The sequence below is a fragment of the Rhizobium oryzihabitans genome (assembly GCF_010669145.1).
Lineage (GTDB): Bacteria > Pseudomonadota > Alphaproteobacteria > Rhizobiales > Rhizobiaceae > Agrobacterium > Agrobacterium oryzihabitans.
In genome coordinates this window covers 2,914,558-2,929,238 of record NZ_CP048632.1, presented here as the reverse complement: position 1 = coordinate 2,929,238, position 14,681 = coordinate 2,914,558, and the positions used below count along the sequence as shown (strand labels likewise).

Below are 14,681 nucleotides of genomic sequence, written 5' to 3'. Positions count from 1 at the left end.
GCGCGATCAGAATTCCGCCCACTCCCGCGCCGAAGCCGCCTGTCGCCCGCCACCGAAGGCCGCCGCGATTTTTTGACCCATGGCACGCGCCGGTGAAGGCTGCGGGACGGACGAAGGGCCGGCCAGAAGAACGGCGTCCCCCGCTTCCTTCAATATGAATTGCGAAAGCAGACCGTTGAGTGCACTTGCCTGCGACGCAAGGCTGCCGCTGGCCGCCGTTGTCTGCTCCACCATCGCCGCGTTTTTCTGGGTGCCCTGATCCATCAGGTTCACTGCCGAGCTGATTTCCGAAAGCCCGGTCGACTGTTCGCGCGTGGAGATGACGATGGAGGCGACGTGGCGGTTGATCTCCCGCACCTCGTCCACGATGCCCGCGAGAACCTCACCGGTCTTGCCGACAAGCGAGACACCCTCGCGCACCTGCTCACCGGAACGGTTAATCAGGATCTTGATCTCCTTGGCGGCATTGGCCGAACGCTGCGCCAGTTCGCGCACCTCCTGCGCCACGACGGCGAAACCCTTGCCGGCGTCACCTGCGCGGGCGGCCTCGACACCCGCGTTCAAGGCGAGAAGATTGGTCTGGAAGGCAATCTCGTCGATGACGCTGATGATATTGCTGATCTCGTTCGCGGATTTTTCAATGCCCTGCACCGCCATTACCGTGCGCGTCACGATCTGGCCGGACATTTCAGCGCTTTCGCGCGCCCGCTCCACGATACGCCCGGCCTCGGCGGCGCGATGGGCCGAATCCTTTACGGCGGTCGTCACTTCCTCGAGCGCTGCCGCGGTTTCCTCGACCGAAGAGGCCTGCTGCTCCGTACGGCGGGAAAGATCGCCTGCCGCCGCCAGGATTTCGCCCGCACCGGCATCGATGACCTTCGCGTTTTCGCCGACCGAACGCAGCGCCGCCTGCAGCGTGGCGACGGATTCGTTGAAATCGCCGCGCAAACCGTCCAGCCGCTCGGCAAAGGCGACGTCGAGACGGCAGGTCATATCGCCCTGCGACAACTTCTTCAGCCCGGCGCCGATATTTTCGACCGCGAAACGGACCTCCTCCGCCTCGCGCGCCTTCTGTGCTTCGTGTTCGATCCGTTCCCGCTCGCTGAGAGTGCGATTGGCCTCAGTTTCACGCTCCAGCCGTTCGCGCTCGACGGCATTGTCCCGGAAGACGGCAACAGCCGCGGCCATTTCGCCGATCTCGTCCTTGCGGCCGGAATGCGGAATGGCGCTCTCATTCTCGCCTGCTGCCAGCCCGTTCATGGCGCGGGTGATGTCGTTGATCGGACGCGAGATGCGCAGGAAACTGAAGAGTGCTGCACCGAGCGCGACAGCGGCAGCCACAAGCATGCCGCCAAGCGACATGATGAAGGCGAAGTCACCCGCGGCTTCCGCCGCCTGCTGGTCTGCCAGGCCGCGCTGACGGTTCTCCTCAATTATTTCTTTCAGCAAAGCGCCTGCACTGTTGCCGACAGGCGTCATACGCCCGATCAGACCCTTGGCAGCGTCCGTATCACCGGCAACGAGGTTTTTTTTCAGCTCCGCACCCATCGTCTCGTAGTTCTTGACGATACCATTCAGGCGCTGGAATTTTTCAATGACGGACGGAATCTGCAGGCCCGCAGCATAGGCGTCGAATGCCTGCGCGCGCTCCTCCTGCGATTTCAGTATCCGTTGAAAAAGAGCGTTTCGCGCCTCGGGGGACGCCGCGTTCATGACCGCCAGATAGTTGCGGCGAATATCGTTAAGCCTGTCACCCAGATCGGCGACAATGAGCGACCGCTCCATCCGCCGAACGATATTGCTGGCCTGCTGCTCCATCTCTGCGACGGAACGCATGCTCGCAATCCCCTGGGCGACGGAGAAGAGGACGGTGATGCCGAACAATGCCGGCAGAAGAATACGAATTCTGAAAAGATGCATTGTTTCCGATCCACAAAAAATGAACGCGATTCCTCCCGCGGACTTTTTTTTGCATGCACCGATAAACAAGTGCTTACCGTCCCATTATAAATTTTGGGTTGAGTAAATCGATCGATAGCCGAATAAATATAAGATATTAGCAACCAGTGATTTTATATTTGCGACATTCAGGATCGGCTAGTCGCGCCCCGGCCCGACCTTAAACGGTCTCATCGGCTGCAAGAAAACCGCCCGACTGTCGTGCCCAAAGCTCCGAATAAAGGCCACCCTGCGAGACGAGATCGGAGTGGTTACCCTGTTCGACGATGCGGCCCTGATCCATGACGATCAGCCGGTCGAGAGCAGCGATGGTCGAGAGCCGGTGGGCGATGGCCAGCACCGTCTTGCCCTGCATCAATTCATCCAGATTGCTCTGGATCGCCGCTTCTACCTCCGAATCGAGCGCAGAAGTCGCCTCATCGAGCACGAGGATCGGGGCGTCCTTCAGCATCACGCGGGCGATGGCAATGCGCTGCCGCTGGCCCCCGGACAGTTTCACACCGCGTTCGCCGACATGCGCGTCGAAGCCTAAGCGGCCGCGCTGGTCCACCAGCCTTGTGATGAAATCATCCGCCTTGGCCCGGCGCGTCGCCTCCAGCAATTGCGCTTCGGTGGCATCCGTGCGGCCGAACATGATGTTGTCGCGGATGGAACGATGCAGCAGCGACGTATCCTGCGTGACCATGCCGATATGAGCGCGCAGCGATTCCTGGGTCACCCTGGCAATATCCTGCCCGTCGATCAGGATACGGCCTTTTTCGACATCGTAAAAACGCAGGAGCAGATTGACGAGCGTGGATTTGCCCGCGCCGGAGCGCCCGACGATGCCGACCTTTTCTCCAGCCTTGATATCGAGATTGAGATGATCGATGACGCCATTCGCCCGCCCGTAATGGAAGCTGACGTTTTCAAAGCGGATGCTCGGCCTCTTCACGACAAGCGCCGTCGCATCCGGCGCATCGACGAGGCCGATCGGCTGTGAAATCAGCTCCGCCGCATTCTGCACCGTGCCGAAATTGCGCATGATGCCGTTAAACTGCGTCATCAACCGTCCGAGCAGAAAATTGAGGCGTAGGACCAGCGCCAGCGTGAAGGCGACCGCGCCGGAACTGATCTTGCCCGACAGCCAAAGATCGATGCACAGCGCCGCCATCGACGTGATCATTACGCCCGATAGCAGCGCCATGGAGGCGCGCACGCCGGTAATGAAGCGCGTGAACGTCATCGTCGCGTTCTGGAAGATATCGAAGCCCTGCCGCATGTAGCGGTCGTTGGCATCGTCGCGGCCGAACAGCCTGAGTGTCTGGATATTGCTGTAGGCATCCACCATGCGGCCGGAAAGCATGGAGGCGGCCTCTGCCGTTTCTTTCGAGTGGTAGCGGATGCGCGGTACGAAGTAGCGCGCCAGTAGCGAAAAGATCAACACCCAGACGAGGACGACGACCGCCAGTCGCCAGTCCAGACCACCGATCAGAAACAGCATCGAGACGGAGTAGATGCCGACGAACCAGACGCTTTCCATCAGCGAGGTGACGAGATCGCCTGCCGCCTGCCCGCCCGACCAGACCTTGGTGACGATACGGCCGGAAAAATCATTCTGGAAAAAGGTCAGCGATTGCCGCGCCACATGCATGTAGGATTGCCAGCGCACCAGATTGTAAAAGCCGGGCGTGATGATCTGCTGATCCACCAGTGCCGTGATCATCGCGACGATGAAGCGCACGACGCCGATCAATACCAGCATGCCGACCAGCTCGCCGCCATGGGCGGCAAGCAACCCGGCCCAGCCTTCATCCGGCTTCACGGTCGAGAGAATATCCACCAGCCGCCCGACGAACCAGAACAGCGCCGCCTCAATGGCGGCCGTCAGCCCGCCCAGCACCAGCATCGCAAAAAACGGCGCCTTGGCCTGGGAGATATAGAACCAGATGAAGGCGAATGTGCTTTCAGGCGGCCGCAGGTCGTCCTTTCGGGCGAAGGGCTTAATCCAGTTCTCGAAGAACTCGAAGATGCGCGTAATGACCATGATCCGGATATAGGCGGATTCCCGTTGGGGGAACAGCCGCTGAGCCTTGGGGAAGAGATTATATTTCGGTAACGTTGGGGGAATGATAAAGGGCGGGAAATGTTCCCCGTCCTTAAATCAACCTATCGATATTTTACGCATCGGCAGTATCCTCACACCGTCACCCCGGACTGGATCCGGGGTCCAGCGTGATCAAGTCCTTGATCGCAAAAGATTCTTCTCGCGGCGCAGACGCGCCATGGCTGGATGCCGGCTCAAGGCCGGCATGACGGGAGAGAGGCTTTAACCCCTTAACGAAAAGGGCGGGGAATACCCCGCCCTCACGCTTTCCTTACTCCGCGGCCACTTCCGCCTCATGGTCGGCGATGAAGCCGCCGGACTGGCGACGCCAGAGATCGGCATAGATGCCGCCCATCGCCGCCAGTTCCGCATGGCTGCCCGATTCCACGATCTGGCCCTTGTCGAGGATGATGAGCCGGTCCATTTCGGTCAGCGTCGACAGGCGGTGGGCGATCGCAATCACCGTCTTGCCTTCCATCAGCGAGAACAGGTTCTCCTGGATCGCCGCCTCGACTTCACTGTCAAGCGCCGAGGTCGCCTCGTCCAGCACCAGAATCGGCGCATTCTTGAGGAACACACGCGCAATCGCGATGCGCTGACGCTGACCGCCGGAAAGCTTCACGCCGCGTTCGCCAACCTGCGCATCGAGGCCCTGCCGACCATGCATGTCGACAAGCGTTTCGATGAAGTCCCAGGCATTCGCCCGCTTCGCCGCCGCGATCACCTGCTCGTCCGTAGCCTCGGGATGGCCATAGGCGATGTTGTCGCGGATCGAACGGTGCAGCAGCGACGTATCCTGCGTCACCACGCCGATCAGCTCGCGCAGGCTGTCCTGCGACACCTTGGAGATGTCCTGCCCGTCGATGGTAATCCTGCCCGCCTCCAGATCATAGAAGCGCAGAAGCAGGTTCATCAGCGTCGTCTTGCCCGCACCCGAACGCCCGACCAGACCGACCTTCTCGCCCGGCTTGATGTCGAGCGTCAGCCCGTCGATCACGCCCTTATTCTTGCCGTAGTGGAAGCGGACGTTGTCGTAACGGATGGCGCCCTGGGGTGCAGCAAGCTCCGGAGCCTTCGCGACATCGACGATATCGTGCGGCTTCGTCATCATCGACATGCCGTCATAGACCGTGCCGATATTTTCGAACAGCGAGGTGACTTCCCACATGATCCACTGCGACATGCCGTTGACGCGCATGGCAAGGCTGATGGCGATGGCAACCGAGCCGGCCGTGACCGAACCCTGCATCCAGAAATAGAGACCAAGTGCTGCCGTGGAAAACAGAACCACGGCGTTGTTGAGGTCGATCAGGATGTTGAAGCCGGAAATCTTGCGCATCTGGCGGTGAACGGTTCCAAGAAACACATTCATGCCCTCACGCGCATATCTTTCCTCACGCCCCGCATGCGAAAACAGCTTGATCGTCGAGATGTTGGTGTAGCTGTCGACGATACGCCCCGTCATCATCGAGCGCGCATCGGCCTGCTCCTGCGCCAGCCGGCCGAGTTTCGGCACGAAATAGGCGAGAATGCACATATAGATGCCGAGCCACGCCAGGAGCGGAATGACCAGCCGCCAGTCGGCCGCTGCAACCATGAACAGCATCGAGACGACGAAGCTGATGGCGTAGACGAAGACGTCGATCACCTTCAGCGCCACTTCGCGGATCGCCAGCGCCGTCTGCATCACCTTGGTCGAAACCCGGCCCGCAAACTCGTTGGCGAAAAAGTTCATGGAGTGGCGCAGCAGGAAGCGATGCATCTTCCAGCGTGCGATCATGCCGAAATTGCCGGCAAGCGTCTGGTGCATGGTCATGGTATGGACCGCACCCATCAAGGGCAGCACGATCAGCACCAGTCCGGCCATGACGATCAGATGCCAGCCCTCATCGGCAAAAAACGTCTCGCGATTGGCCGTGGAAAGCCAGTCGACGATGTTGCCGAGGAATTTGTAGAGCATGGCTTCCGCAACCGCGATACCCATGGACATCAGGCCGAGCAGCAGCAGCCATGGCCATGCGGGCTTCACATAATGCCACAGGAACGGCAAAAGCGTCTTCGGCGGCACGGACGGCGTCGAAGAGGGAAAAGGATCAAGGCGTTTTTCAAACCAGCCAAACATAGGCCAAGCTCCGGCAATCAATCGCCCCATCGTGAAAAGTGAGCAAACACAAATATGGCTCACGACGGAACGGAAAAGTCTTTGGATATGGCCGTGACAGCCACATGACGAATCGAAGTATGGGAAACGCGGTCGAACCGCGGAGTAACACCTAGGCCAGCAGCAGCACTACTGGGGCCGGGAGGTGAATACGAATGTCATTTTGCATGAGAACCTCCCTAGCTGGTGTTGAAGATGTGGCCTTGTAGCGTAAAAATTAATCGTTGACCAGCCGGAAAGATACCAGATGCGCCAGAAAAACGCCAGAATGCGACCGACGAAGCTCGACGGGCGGAGATTGCCATGCAAGGTCCCCGCCGGCCGAAATATGCGGGTAGATTGACCTACTCGGCAGCGTCCTGCGCTTGCCCCTCTTCATACTCTGCGATCAGTTCGGCCATGGCATCCTGCGTGTGGCGCTTCAGTTCCCGGCGATCGCTGGGCTGCGGTGCGAAAGTGACGCTCAGCCCCGTATCTCGCAGCGTGCCGATGACGAAAGACGCGCCGGACAACATGCGCACACCCTCATGCAGCCACAGCGGATCGGTGGCGAAATGCTGGCCGATGCCGACGACGACGGGGATGCCCTGCCAGTGAGCCATGCGGTCATAGTGGATGTGACCCGCCAGGATGCCCATGACATCGTATTCAAACAGCACCTCGTCCAGAGCCTCGGTGTCGACGAAGGAAAGAGATTCCCACTCTGCGTCGGCACGATCAAAATCGAGCGCCGGCGCATGGTGCATCACCAGAAGCTTCGGCAGGTCAGGATGGTTTTCGAGTTCCTCCTCAAGCCACTCGATCTGCCCGGGTTCGAAAGCCCCGCCGACTTTACCGGGAACGCTGGTGTCCATGACGATGATATGAATGCCGGCGACAACCTCCGCATGGTCGTAAGGTTCATCCAGATCCTCATGACGGCCGAGCATCACGGGATAAAATCCGTCGCGGCGGTCATGATTGCCGAGCGCAAAAAGCACCGGGACATCCAGTTCCGCCTCGGCCATCAACCGCTTCAGCTCCTCATAGCTGCCGGCATCGCCCCGATTGGTCAGGTCGCCGCTGACGACGATGAATTCGGGCGGCGGCACAAGCGCCTTGATTTGCGCAAGTGTCGCAGACAGCGTGGCCGACGTATCGGAATAAAGATCATCATCCTGCACCTGCGGATTGCCAATATGCAGATCGGTCAGATGGACGAAATTCACCCGTTCGGACATGATATCTTCCTGTTTTTGCGGCGCGCAGAAATCCGGCTCGATAACGCCATCACGGCCCAAGCGAACGTTCCGATCAGCCTGATGACACATTGGTTAATGGGTAGCCTGCCTGTGTGTCACGCGAATGAATATCCGTTGTGCGAAGCGCGTCGAACCGGCGTTTTCATGCTGCATCTGTCGCGCACCGCCTGCCCGTGATAATCGGTCCGACATTCCAATTGCGACGAGAAAACCATGCAAGAGACCAGGCCCAACATCAGGATCGCCCTTTATCAGCCCGATATTCCCGGCAATACCGGCACCATCCTGCGGCTGGCGGCCTGTCTCGGTCTCGGCGTCGATATCATCGAACCGGCCGGCTTCGATATTTCCGACCGCAACCTGAAACGGGCGGGCATGGACTACATTGCGGCGGCGGCGCTGACGCGCCACGTCAGCTGGGACCGCTTCGAGGAATGGCGCGCAACCACCGGCCGCCGCCTCATTCTCGCCTCCACCAAGGCCGCCCTGCCCTATACGCAGATCGCCTATCGCGGCGATGATATCCTGCTTTTCGGCCGTGAAAGTGCGGGTGTGCCCGACCATGTGCATGAGAAGGCGCAGGAGCGAATCATCATCCCGATGATGACAGGGCAGCGTTCCATCAACGTCGCCATGTCGGCGGCAATGATCACCGGCGAGGCCCTCCGCCAGACCGTATGGTCGTGAGCGCCTTTTTTAACGCCATTTTTTCGTGCAAATACAAAAATTGACCGTTTTTGCTTCAAAACTGTCGCAACCCGGCCTGTACCGAAGGCGTTCAGGCTCCTATACTTATTAGCCGGACAACAAAAATCGCCCTCGCCGGAACCATCCGCCGGCGGGTGTGAGGAGACGTCGCATGCAATCCACCATTGTCATCGTCAACCTTCTCGGCGCAGTCGCGCTGCTGCTCTTTGGTCTTGCCCAGGTCAAGGACGGGGTGACCCGCGCCTTCGGCATGAAACTGCGAAGCGTGCTGGCGACCGGCACCCAGAACGGGCCGCGTTCCTTCTTTTCCGGCTTTTTCGCCACCGTCGCGCTGCAAAGCTCGACGGCGACGGCACTCACCGTCGCCTCCTTCGCCGAACGCGATCTCATCAGGCCGCGCATGGCGCAGGTCGTGCTGCTTGGCGCCAATGTCGGCACTGCCGTCACGGCCTGGATTGTCGCCGCCGGTGTGGAATGGCTGTCGCCGCTTCTGATCCTGTCGGGCATCGTGCTTAAAAAAGGCAGCTCCAATGCGAGACAGGGCGGCGGAACCGCGGTCATCGGCATCGGCCTGATGCTTCTGTCGCTGCATCTCTTGAGCGGCGCGACCGAACCGATGCGCGCCTCGCCCGCTCTCGGCGTCTTCATCGGCCTGCTTGATGGCGCGTGGCCCGTCGCGTTGATCTTCTCCGCCGTGCTGGCCTTCGTGTCTTCCTCCAGCCTCGCCGTCGTGGTGCTTATCCTGTCGCTGGCCGCAACCGGCACGCTTTCCGCCGGCCTCATCATCGTTCTCATTCTCGGCGCCAATCTCGGCGGCGCCATTCCGCCCGTCATCGCCACGCTCTCCGGCCCCGCCTCGGCGCGGCGCATCACCATCGGCAACCTTGTCGTGCGCACCATCGGCTGCCTTATCGCCATGCCCCTCGCCTCCTACGGCGCGGCGATGCTGCAGCAATTGCCGCTTTCGCCGGCCAAATTGCCTGTTGATGCGCATCTCATCTTCAACGTCATTCTGGCGGCGCTGGCCTGGCCCTTCTCCGGCCTCATATCCGATCTGATGGCCAAGCTGGTACCGGGCGATCCGAAAACCGAAGACGGCCCGAATTTCCTCGACCAGCAGGCGCTTGATATGCCGGTAGTAGCGCTTGCCAATGCCACCCGTGAGGTCTTGAGCGTCGGCGACAGCATCGAACGCATGCTGATCCGCGCCGAAAACGCCTTCAAGCACAATGATCTGGCGCCCCTTCAGGAAGTTTCCCTGCTCGAAAAGAAGGTCGATCGCCGCCAGCAGGAGGTGAAGGTCTATCTTTCGCAACTGGGGCGAAAGGGGCTTGCCGACGAAGAAGCGCGCCGTTCGATCGCCATCATCGATTACGCGATCAATCTCGAGCACATCGGCGACATCATCGAAAAAGGCATTTGCGAGCAGATCCGCAAGAAGGTGCTGAACAGCTTCAAATTTTCCGACGACGGTTATGAGGAGCTGAAGACGCTGTTCGACATGACAATCGAAAACCTGCGGGCCGCCCAGAGCATTCTGGTGACCGGCGATTTCGATCTTGCCCGCCGGCTGATGGAAAGCAAGGTGGATATACGCCGCCTCGAAAAACAGTCCTCCAACCGCCACCTGGAGCGGCTGCGCGACGGCCTGACGGAAAGCATGCAGACCAGTTCGCTGCATCTCGACATGCTCAGGGATCTGAAGCGCATCAACGCCCATATCGTCTCAGTCGCCCACCCCATTCTGGATGAAAGCGGCGTGCTGATCGAAAGCCGCCTGCGTTACGCAGAACCGCGCGCCTAGAGCATTTCCAGGAAAAGTGGTCCGTTTTCCGTCCGGAAATACGACAAACAAAGAGTTGGAGCGTTTTCGCCATTCGAAGAACAGCGAAGACGCTCTAAAACTCAATCGGCGGAAGGAAGCCGCCGCATGGTGAATTCGATGCGGTCGCCTTCCAGCTGCCGCCAGCTTTCCACTTCCGTCCAGTAGGCGGCTTTCGGGAAGCTGTCGAACCATTCGCGCGCCTTGGCGCGGGCCTCTTCACGGCCAAGACAGAAGGTCTGCCGCACGAACATGCCATTGCGCGTCTGGTCGCCGCCTGAGCCTTCACGCGCCTTGCGGTGATTGGCGATCCTGCGCTTCAGCCCGTCAAGGGGCGGCGGTCCGGCAAATTTCGTCATGATATTCACCTCTGGCACCTACATCGCTAAAGATAGTGTCCGCATGTGAACTTGGCGAGTCGAATTTGTGCATGAAGCCGGCACCTGCTAGACGCGACAGGGAATCGACTTCACCCAAGGAGACTATGCATGGAACGGCCAATCTTGCCGAAGGGCTTGCCCGAGGACATCGAAGACAAGAAGGCCGTTGCCCAAGCCTGGTTCCAGCATCTGCGCGACACCATCGTCATCTCCTTCGAAACCCTCGAAAACGATCTGACCGGCCCTCTGTCCGACCAGGAGCCCGGACGATTCGTCCAGAAGGACTGGCTGCGCGACAATGGCGAGGGCGGCGGCGGCAAGATGTCGATGATGGAAGGCCGTGTCTTCGAAAAGGTCGGCGTGCACACTTCCACCGTCTATGGCGAATTCTCGCCGGAATTCCGCAAGCAGATACCGGGAGCGGAAGAAGACCCGCGTTTCTGGGCCTCGGGCATTTCGCTGATCGCCCACCCCGTCAATCCCAATGTGCCGGCGGTGCACATGAACACCCGCATGGTCGTCACCACCAGCCACTGGTTCGGCGGCGGCGCGGATCTGACGCCGGTGCTGGGGCGCAGACGTGACGAACAGGACCCGGACACCCAGCTTTTCCACCGCGCCTTCCAGATCACCTGCAACCGCCATCCGGTCGCCGATTATCCGCGCTACAAGGCATGGTGCGACGATTATTTCTTCCTGAAGCACCGTAACGAACCGCGCGGCACCGGCGGCATCTTTTTCGACTGGCTGCACCCGGAGGAAGAGAAAGGCGGCTGGGACGCCAATTTCGCCTTCGTGCAGGATGTCGGCCGCGCCTTTAATCTGGTCTACCCGAAAATCGTCCGCGCCAATTTCAACCAGCCCTGGACGGAAGAGGATCGCGACGAGCAGCTCATCCGCCGCGGCCGTTACGTGGAATTCAACCTGCTTTACGATCGCGGTACGATCTTCGGCCTCAAGACCGGCGGCAACGTCGAATCGATCCTGTCCTCCCTGCCGCCCGTGGTGCGCTGGCCTTAAAAAACCTCACGCAAATTTGACGCTCGTCAGCCATTTCGTCGCAAATAGCGCAAATTAGGACTTATGGAAAAATCAAGGCAATGGTAGTCTCCTCCCGCAGACGTACTGGAGGAGCTATCGTCATGATTACTTCGAACAGCATGCCTATATCTGCTTCCGCCGAGGAGGCTCCGCATTCCATCGATACCCCTGATCTGATCGACCGCCTGGCCGCAGAAATGCGTGCCACGGGTGATCGCGAACTGCCGCATTCCTTTTATGTCGAACAGGTAAAACGCACGCTTGCCGGAAAAACGGTGAAGCGCGCCGACAATGACGAAATGCCTCGTACAAAAATCCCGGCAGCCGGCACATCCTCTGTTTTCCAGTGCTGGGCGATGCCCGAATAGGGCCCGTATTAGGGTCGGCGGACGCCGCTCTGGAACATAAGCGGCGAACGTTCGTTTCTTGTCAGAGGGACAGCAGGCATTCGCACGCTGTCCCTCTGTCTAAAACAGGGAGGCAAGACCATGAGACTGTTTGAATGTGGAACGCTTGTGCCCGGCTGCGCCTGGCACACCCGCGCGGACGACGACGCGGAAGTCGTGCGCCGCACCGTGGAGCATATGCGATCGGCCCACGGCGAAACCGTCATCCGCGAGAACATGATCGAAAATATCAAATCCCGCATCCGCGACGAGGCGAATGCGGCCTGAGCCGCAATGCCTTCATCGCTGCGATCTCAATTCTCCAGCATATCCTTCAGCCGGGCGGTCAGTGCTGCCCGGTCCAGTGAAAAGTTGACGTCGATCCACTTTTCCTCAAGGCTTTTCAGCACCTCGCCCACTTTGGGACCCGCCTCGACACCGGCGGCCATTACATCCGCGCCGCTCAGCGGAAAACCGGGCTTGTGGAATTTTTCCGCTCTCGTCAACAGCGTCGAAAGCCGCGCCACCTTCTGCATCGCCGCATCACCAGCGGAAATGTCGGCCCGGGCCGAAGCAAGTGCCAGTCTAAGCCGCGTCTTCACACCTTCAACGCCCTGCCGGTAAAGCAGCCGGTCAAGCGCCGTCTCCTTCATTTCGGGATCGATCGCGGGGGCGGACGCCCATTGCGCCAGATATGCAGCTTCGGCCTTGGACAGCCGCAGCCGCGCAGCAAGGGCCGCGAGCCTGTCCCTGTCCGGCGGCACGATGGCTGCGAGCCGCAACATCGGATCCACCACCCAGCCGAGAGCCTGTTCCGTCGCCACCAGCCCGTGAATGGCATCGATGCCCCATTTTTCCGTTTCGGGAAGAATTTCCGTCAGAACGCCCGATTGCCGCATCCATAGAAGCGCGCGGGAGGGGTCGCGGGCGGCAAGCAGCTTTTTCAGTTCGCTCCAGACCCGCTCGGCCGAAAGCGTCGCAAGTTTGTCCTTCGCCCGTGCACTGGCGCGCAAGCCGTCTGCATCAGGGCGGCCTGAACCATAATGGGCAAAAAACCGGAAAAACCGAAGGATTCGCAAATAATCTTCCGAAATCCGCATCGCCGCATCGCCGATGAAGCGCACCGTGCCGGTTTCAATGTCTGGCAAACCATCGATAAGGTCGATGATCTCGCCCTTCTCGTCGGCGTAAAGCGCGTTGATGGTGAGGTCACGCCGCTCCGCATCGGTTTGCCAGTCGGTGCCGAAGGCGACCTGCGCGTGGCGGCCATTGGTTTCGACATCGCGGCGCAGCGTCGTCACCTCGAAACCTTCGCCATCGATCACCAGCGTCACCGTGCCGTGTTCGATGCCTGTTGGCACCGACTTGATGCCCGCCGCCTTCGCCCGCTCCACCACCACATCGGGTGTGAGCGTCGTCGCCATGTCGACATCGACGACCGGCTGTTCCATCAGCGCATTGCGCACGGCACCGCCGACGATCCGCACCTCGCCGCCATCGGCATTGAGAAGCGCGAATATGCGCTTCAGCGCCGGTTTTTCGAACCAGTCCCGCCCGGCAAGGCTGCTCATGAATAAAACCTCTCGTAAATCGTCCTGACGATGCCCGCCGTAATGCCCCAAATGTAGCGCTCGCCATAGGGCATTTCGTAGAAAAACCGCTCCTTCCCCTGAAAGATGCGGCTGCCGCGCCCGTGATTGGCCGGGTCCATCAGGAAAGACAGCGGCACCTCGAAAACCTCATCCACTTCCGTTGGATTGAGCGTCAGATCGAAACCGGGGCGAACGACCGACAGCACCGGCTTTATGCGAAAGCCCGTCCCGGAAATATAATCCGGCAGACGCCCGACCGTTTCGACGAAAGATCGCGAGAGGCCGATCTCCTCTTCAGTCTCGCGCAGCGCCGCCTCTTCCGGTGTGCGGTCTTCGGCATCGATGCCGCCGCCCGGAAAGGAAATCTGGCCGGAATGTTTGCGCAGGGTTGCGGTGCGCTGGGTGAAGATCACCCGCGCTTCTTTACCGTCGTCGATGACAGGCACCAATACGGCGGCATCCTTCAGCCTTATGCCGTTTCCCGAGAGAACCACGCCCGGATTGAGCACATGGTCGCCATTCTCCCGCTCTGCCACGCCCTCGCCATCCTGCAGTACCCGGCGGCGGAAATCGGCAGCGGTGAAAGCCTTGAAATCTGTTGTCGTCATGGTCATTGCGAAAGACGTTCCAGTTCATTGGCGGGCATCACGGGAAAGACAATCCCGCCGGAGCGCAGGGCGAACATATCGACGCCGTCCACTTCGATCACTTCGCCGAGTGCTGCGAGATCATACATCACCGCCCGCGAAACGAGCGCTTCCAGCCTGCCGCGCACCAGAAGATAGGGTTTCAATTCGCGGTTCTCACCGAAAATTTCGAACCGCAGCGGGTGCTCGGGCCCCGCCTCCACGACATCGCCGACATTGGTGCGGAAGGTGAGCAGCGGCTCGCCATCCTTTTCTGCCGCAGTTACCTTCATCTCGACGGCCACGAAAGGTGCATCGACCACCCGGATGCCGACTTTTTCCACAGGAGTTACGAGATAGGTCCTGCCGTCCTCGTCCTTGCGCAGAACCGTCGAAAACAGCCGCACCAGCGGTGCCCGACCGATGGGCGTACCGAGGTAAAACCAGGTGCCGTCGGCGCGGATTTCCATGTCGAGATCGCCGCAAAAGGGCGGATTCCAGCGATCCACCGGAGCCGGTCCGCGCTTGGCGTCGCCGGTCTGTTCGGCAGCGCGGGAAATCATCGCCGCCAGCCCCGCCGCATCGCCTGCCGAATTTATCGTCTCCGCTGCCATATTCGAGTCTCGCTTTGCCGATAAGGAAATACTAAGTCACGACATAGTCATTCGAATGGCGCTTG

Annotated in this window: 14 protein-coding genes; 6 read left to right on the top strand and 8 right to left on the bottom strand. The window is 60.0% G+C overall.

The window, feature by feature from the left end:
- Positions 1 to 6 precede the first annotated feature (6 nt).
- The 4 genes from G3A56_RS14755 to G3A56_RS14740 all read right to left on the bottom strand — a co-directional run bounded on the left by G3A56_RS14755 (position 7) and on the right by G3A56_RS14740 (position 7,426).
- On the bottom strand, positions 7 to 1,920 hold the full coding sequence (locus tag G3A56_RS14755; protein WP_082182720.1) for a methyl-accepting chemotaxis protein: 1,914 nt from the start codon (positions 1,918 to 1,920) through the stop codon (positions 7 to 9).
- Between the two features lie 199 nt (positions 1,921 to 2,119).
- Positions 2,120 to 3,985, bottom strand: coding sequence for an ABC transporter ATP-binding protein (locus G3A56_RS14750; RefSeq protein ID WP_082182721.1), 1,866 nt, complete (start codon positions 3,983 to 3,985; stop codon positions 2,120 to 2,122).
- 331 nt (positions 3,986 to 4,316) lie between these two features.
- Entirely contained in the window at positions 4,317 to 6,167 is a 1,851-nt protein-coding gene (locus G3A56_RS14745) for an ABC transporter ATP-binding protein (protein ID WP_082182722.1), read from the bottom strand.
- Positions 6,168 to 6,550: 383 nt separating this feature from the next.
- Positions 6,551 to 7,426: a phosphodiesterase gene (locus tag G3A56_RS14740; protein ID WP_082184484.1), complete on the bottom strand. Its 876-nt coding sequence runs from the start codon at positions 7,424 to 7,426 to the stop codon at positions 6,551 to 6,553.
- Here G3A56_RS14740 and G3A56_RS14735 point away from each other — a divergent pair.
- From G3A56_RS14735 to G3A56_RS14725, 3 genes are all read left to right on the top strand, one after another.
- Positions 7,400 to 7,624, top strand: coding sequence for a hypothetical protein (locus tag G3A56_RS14735; protein ID WP_137067554.1), 225 nt, complete (start codon positions 7,400 to 7,402; stop codon positions 7,622 to 7,624). The genes G3A56_RS14740 and G3A56_RS14735 overlap by 27 nt on opposite strands.
- A 36-nt stretch (positions 7,625 to 7,660) precedes the next feature.
- Positions 7,661 to 8,134, top strand: coding sequence for a tRNA (cytidine(34)-2'-O)-methyltransferase (locus tag G3A56_RS14730; protein WP_082182723.1), 474 nt, complete (start codon positions 7,661 to 7,663; stop codon positions 8,132 to 8,134).
- Positions 8,135 to 8,306: 172 nt separating this feature from the next.
- Positions 8,307 to 9,959 (top strand): Na/Pi cotransporter family protein, encoded by a 1,653-nt coding sequence (locus tag G3A56_RS14725; protein ID WP_003494601.1) that lies wholly within the window; start codon positions 8,307 to 8,309, stop codon positions 9,957 to 9,959.
- Positions 9,960 to 10,060: 101 nt separating this feature from the next.
- Here the strand turns inward: G3A56_RS14725 and G3A56_RS14720 are convergent, their stop codons facing one another.
- Positions 10,061 to 10,336 carry a hypothetical protein gene (locus tag G3A56_RS14720; RefSeq protein WP_035242123.1) on the bottom strand — a complete coding sequence of 92 codons (276 nt, stop codon included), beginning with the start codon at positions 10,334 to 10,336 and terminating at the stop codon, positions 10,061 to 10,063.
- 129 nt (positions 10,337 to 10,465) lie between these two features.
- Here G3A56_RS14720 and hemF point away from each other — a divergent pair, with 129 nt between their 5' ends.
- From hemF to G3A56_RS14705, 3 genes are all read left to right on the top strand, one after another.
- Entirely contained in the window at positions 10,466 to 11,377 is a 912-nt protein-coding gene (gene hemF, locus G3A56_RS14715; protein ID WP_082182724.1) for an oxygen-dependent coproporphyrinogen oxidase, read from the top strand.
- A 122-nt stretch (positions 11,378 to 11,499) separates the two neighbouring features.
- Complete coding sequence (locus tag G3A56_RS14710; RefSeq protein ID WP_082182725.1) at positions 11,500 to 11,766, top strand: hypothetical protein; 267 nt, start codon at positions 11,500 to 11,502, stop codon at positions 11,764 to 11,766.
- A gap of 120 nt (positions 11,767 to 11,886) precedes the next feature.
- Positions 11,887 to 12,072, top strand: a complete 186-nt coding sequence (locus G3A56_RS14705) for a DUF1059 domain-containing protein (protein ID WP_003523091.1) — start codon at positions 11,887 to 11,889, stop codon at positions 12,070 to 12,072.
- A gap of 26 nt (positions 12,073 to 12,098) precedes the next feature.
- Here G3A56_RS14705 and G3A56_RS14700 read toward each other — a convergent pair whose 3' ends face one another.
- Genes G3A56_RS14700 through G3A56_RS14690 form a run of 3 tightly spaced genes read right to left on the bottom strand, consistent with a single transcriptional unit; the run spans position 12,099 to position 14,616 of the window.
- Positions 12,099 to 13,355 carry a CCA tRNA nucleotidyltransferase gene (locus G3A56_RS14700; protein WP_082182726.1) on the bottom strand — a complete coding sequence of 419 codons (1,257 nt, stop codon included), beginning with the start codon at positions 13,353 to 13,355 and terminating at the stop codon, positions 12,099 to 12,101.
- Positions 13,352 to 13,990, bottom strand: coding sequence for an NUDIX hydrolase (locus G3A56_RS14695; protein ID WP_164056483.1), 639 nt, complete (start codon positions 13,988 to 13,990; stop codon positions 13,352 to 13,354). Before G3A56_RS14695 ends, G3A56_RS14700 begins: the two co-directional genes overlap by 4 nt.
- Positions 13,987 to 14,616, bottom strand: coding sequence for a DUF1285 domain-containing protein (locus G3A56_RS14690; protein ID WP_082182727.1), 630 nt, complete (start codon positions 14,614 to 14,616; stop codon positions 13,987 to 13,989). The genes G3A56_RS14695 and G3A56_RS14690 overlap by 4 nt, the downstream gene beginning before the upstream one ends.
- Between the last annotated feature and the right edge of the window lie 65 nt (positions 14,617 to 14,681).

Excerpts from the sequence above, each read along its gene's own strand:
- G3A56_RS14755 (WP_082182720.1), bottom strand. The coding sequence starts at position 1,920 with ATGCATCTTTTCAGAATTCGTATTCTTCTGCCGGCATTGTTCGGCATC.
- G3A56_RS14750 (WP_082182721.1), bottom strand. The coding sequence starts at position 3,985 with ATGGTCATTACGCGCATCTTCGAGTTCTTCGAGAACTGGATTAAGCCC.
- G3A56_RS14745 (WP_082182722.1), bottom strand. The coding sequence starts at position 6,167 with ATGTTTGGCTGGTTTGAAAAACGCCTTGATCCTTTTCCCTCTTCGACG.
- G3A56_RS14735 (WP_137067554.1), top strand. The coding sequence starts at position 7,400 with ATGGACGAAATTCACCCGTTCGGACATGATATCTTCCTGTTTTTGCGG.
- G3A56_RS14740 (WP_082184484.1), bottom strand. The coding sequence starts at position 7,426 with ATGTCCGAACGGGTGAATTTCGTCCATCTGACCGATCTGCATATTGGC.
- G3A56_RS14730 (WP_082182723.1), top strand. The coding sequence starts at position 7,661 with ATGCAAGAGACCAGGCCCAACATCAGGATCGCCCTTTATCAGCCCGAT.
- G3A56_RS14725 (WP_003494601.1), top strand. The coding sequence starts at position 8,307 with ATGCAATCCACCATTGTCATCGTCAACCTTCTCGGCGCAGTCGCGCTG.
- G3A56_RS14720 (WP_035242123.1), bottom strand. The coding sequence starts at position 10,336 with ATGACGAAATTTGCCGGACCGCCGCCCCTTGACGGGCTGAAGCGCAGG.
- hemF (WP_082182724.1), top strand. The coding sequence starts at position 10,466 with ATGGAACGGCCAATCTTGCCGAAGGGCTTGCCCGAGGACATCGAAGAC.
- G3A56_RS14710 (WP_082182725.1), top strand. The coding sequence starts at position 11,500 with ATGATTACTTCGAACAGCATGCCTATATCTGCTTCCGCCGAGGAGGCT.
- G3A56_RS14705 (WP_003523091.1), top strand. The coding sequence starts at position 11,887 with ATGAGACTGTTTGAATGTGGAACGCTTGTGCCCGGCTGCGCCTGGCAC.
- G3A56_RS14700 (WP_082182726.1), bottom strand. The coding sequence starts at position 13,355 with ATGAGCAGCCTTGCCGGGCGGGACTGGTTCGAAAAACCGGCGCTGAAG.
- G3A56_RS14695 (WP_164056483.1), bottom strand. The coding sequence starts at position 13,990 with ATGACCATGACGACAACAGATTTCAAGGCTTTCACCGCTGCCGATTTC.
- G3A56_RS14690 (WP_082182727.1), bottom strand. The coding sequence starts at position 14,616 with ATGGCAGCGGAGACGATAAATTCGGCAGGCGATGCGGCGGGGCTGGCG.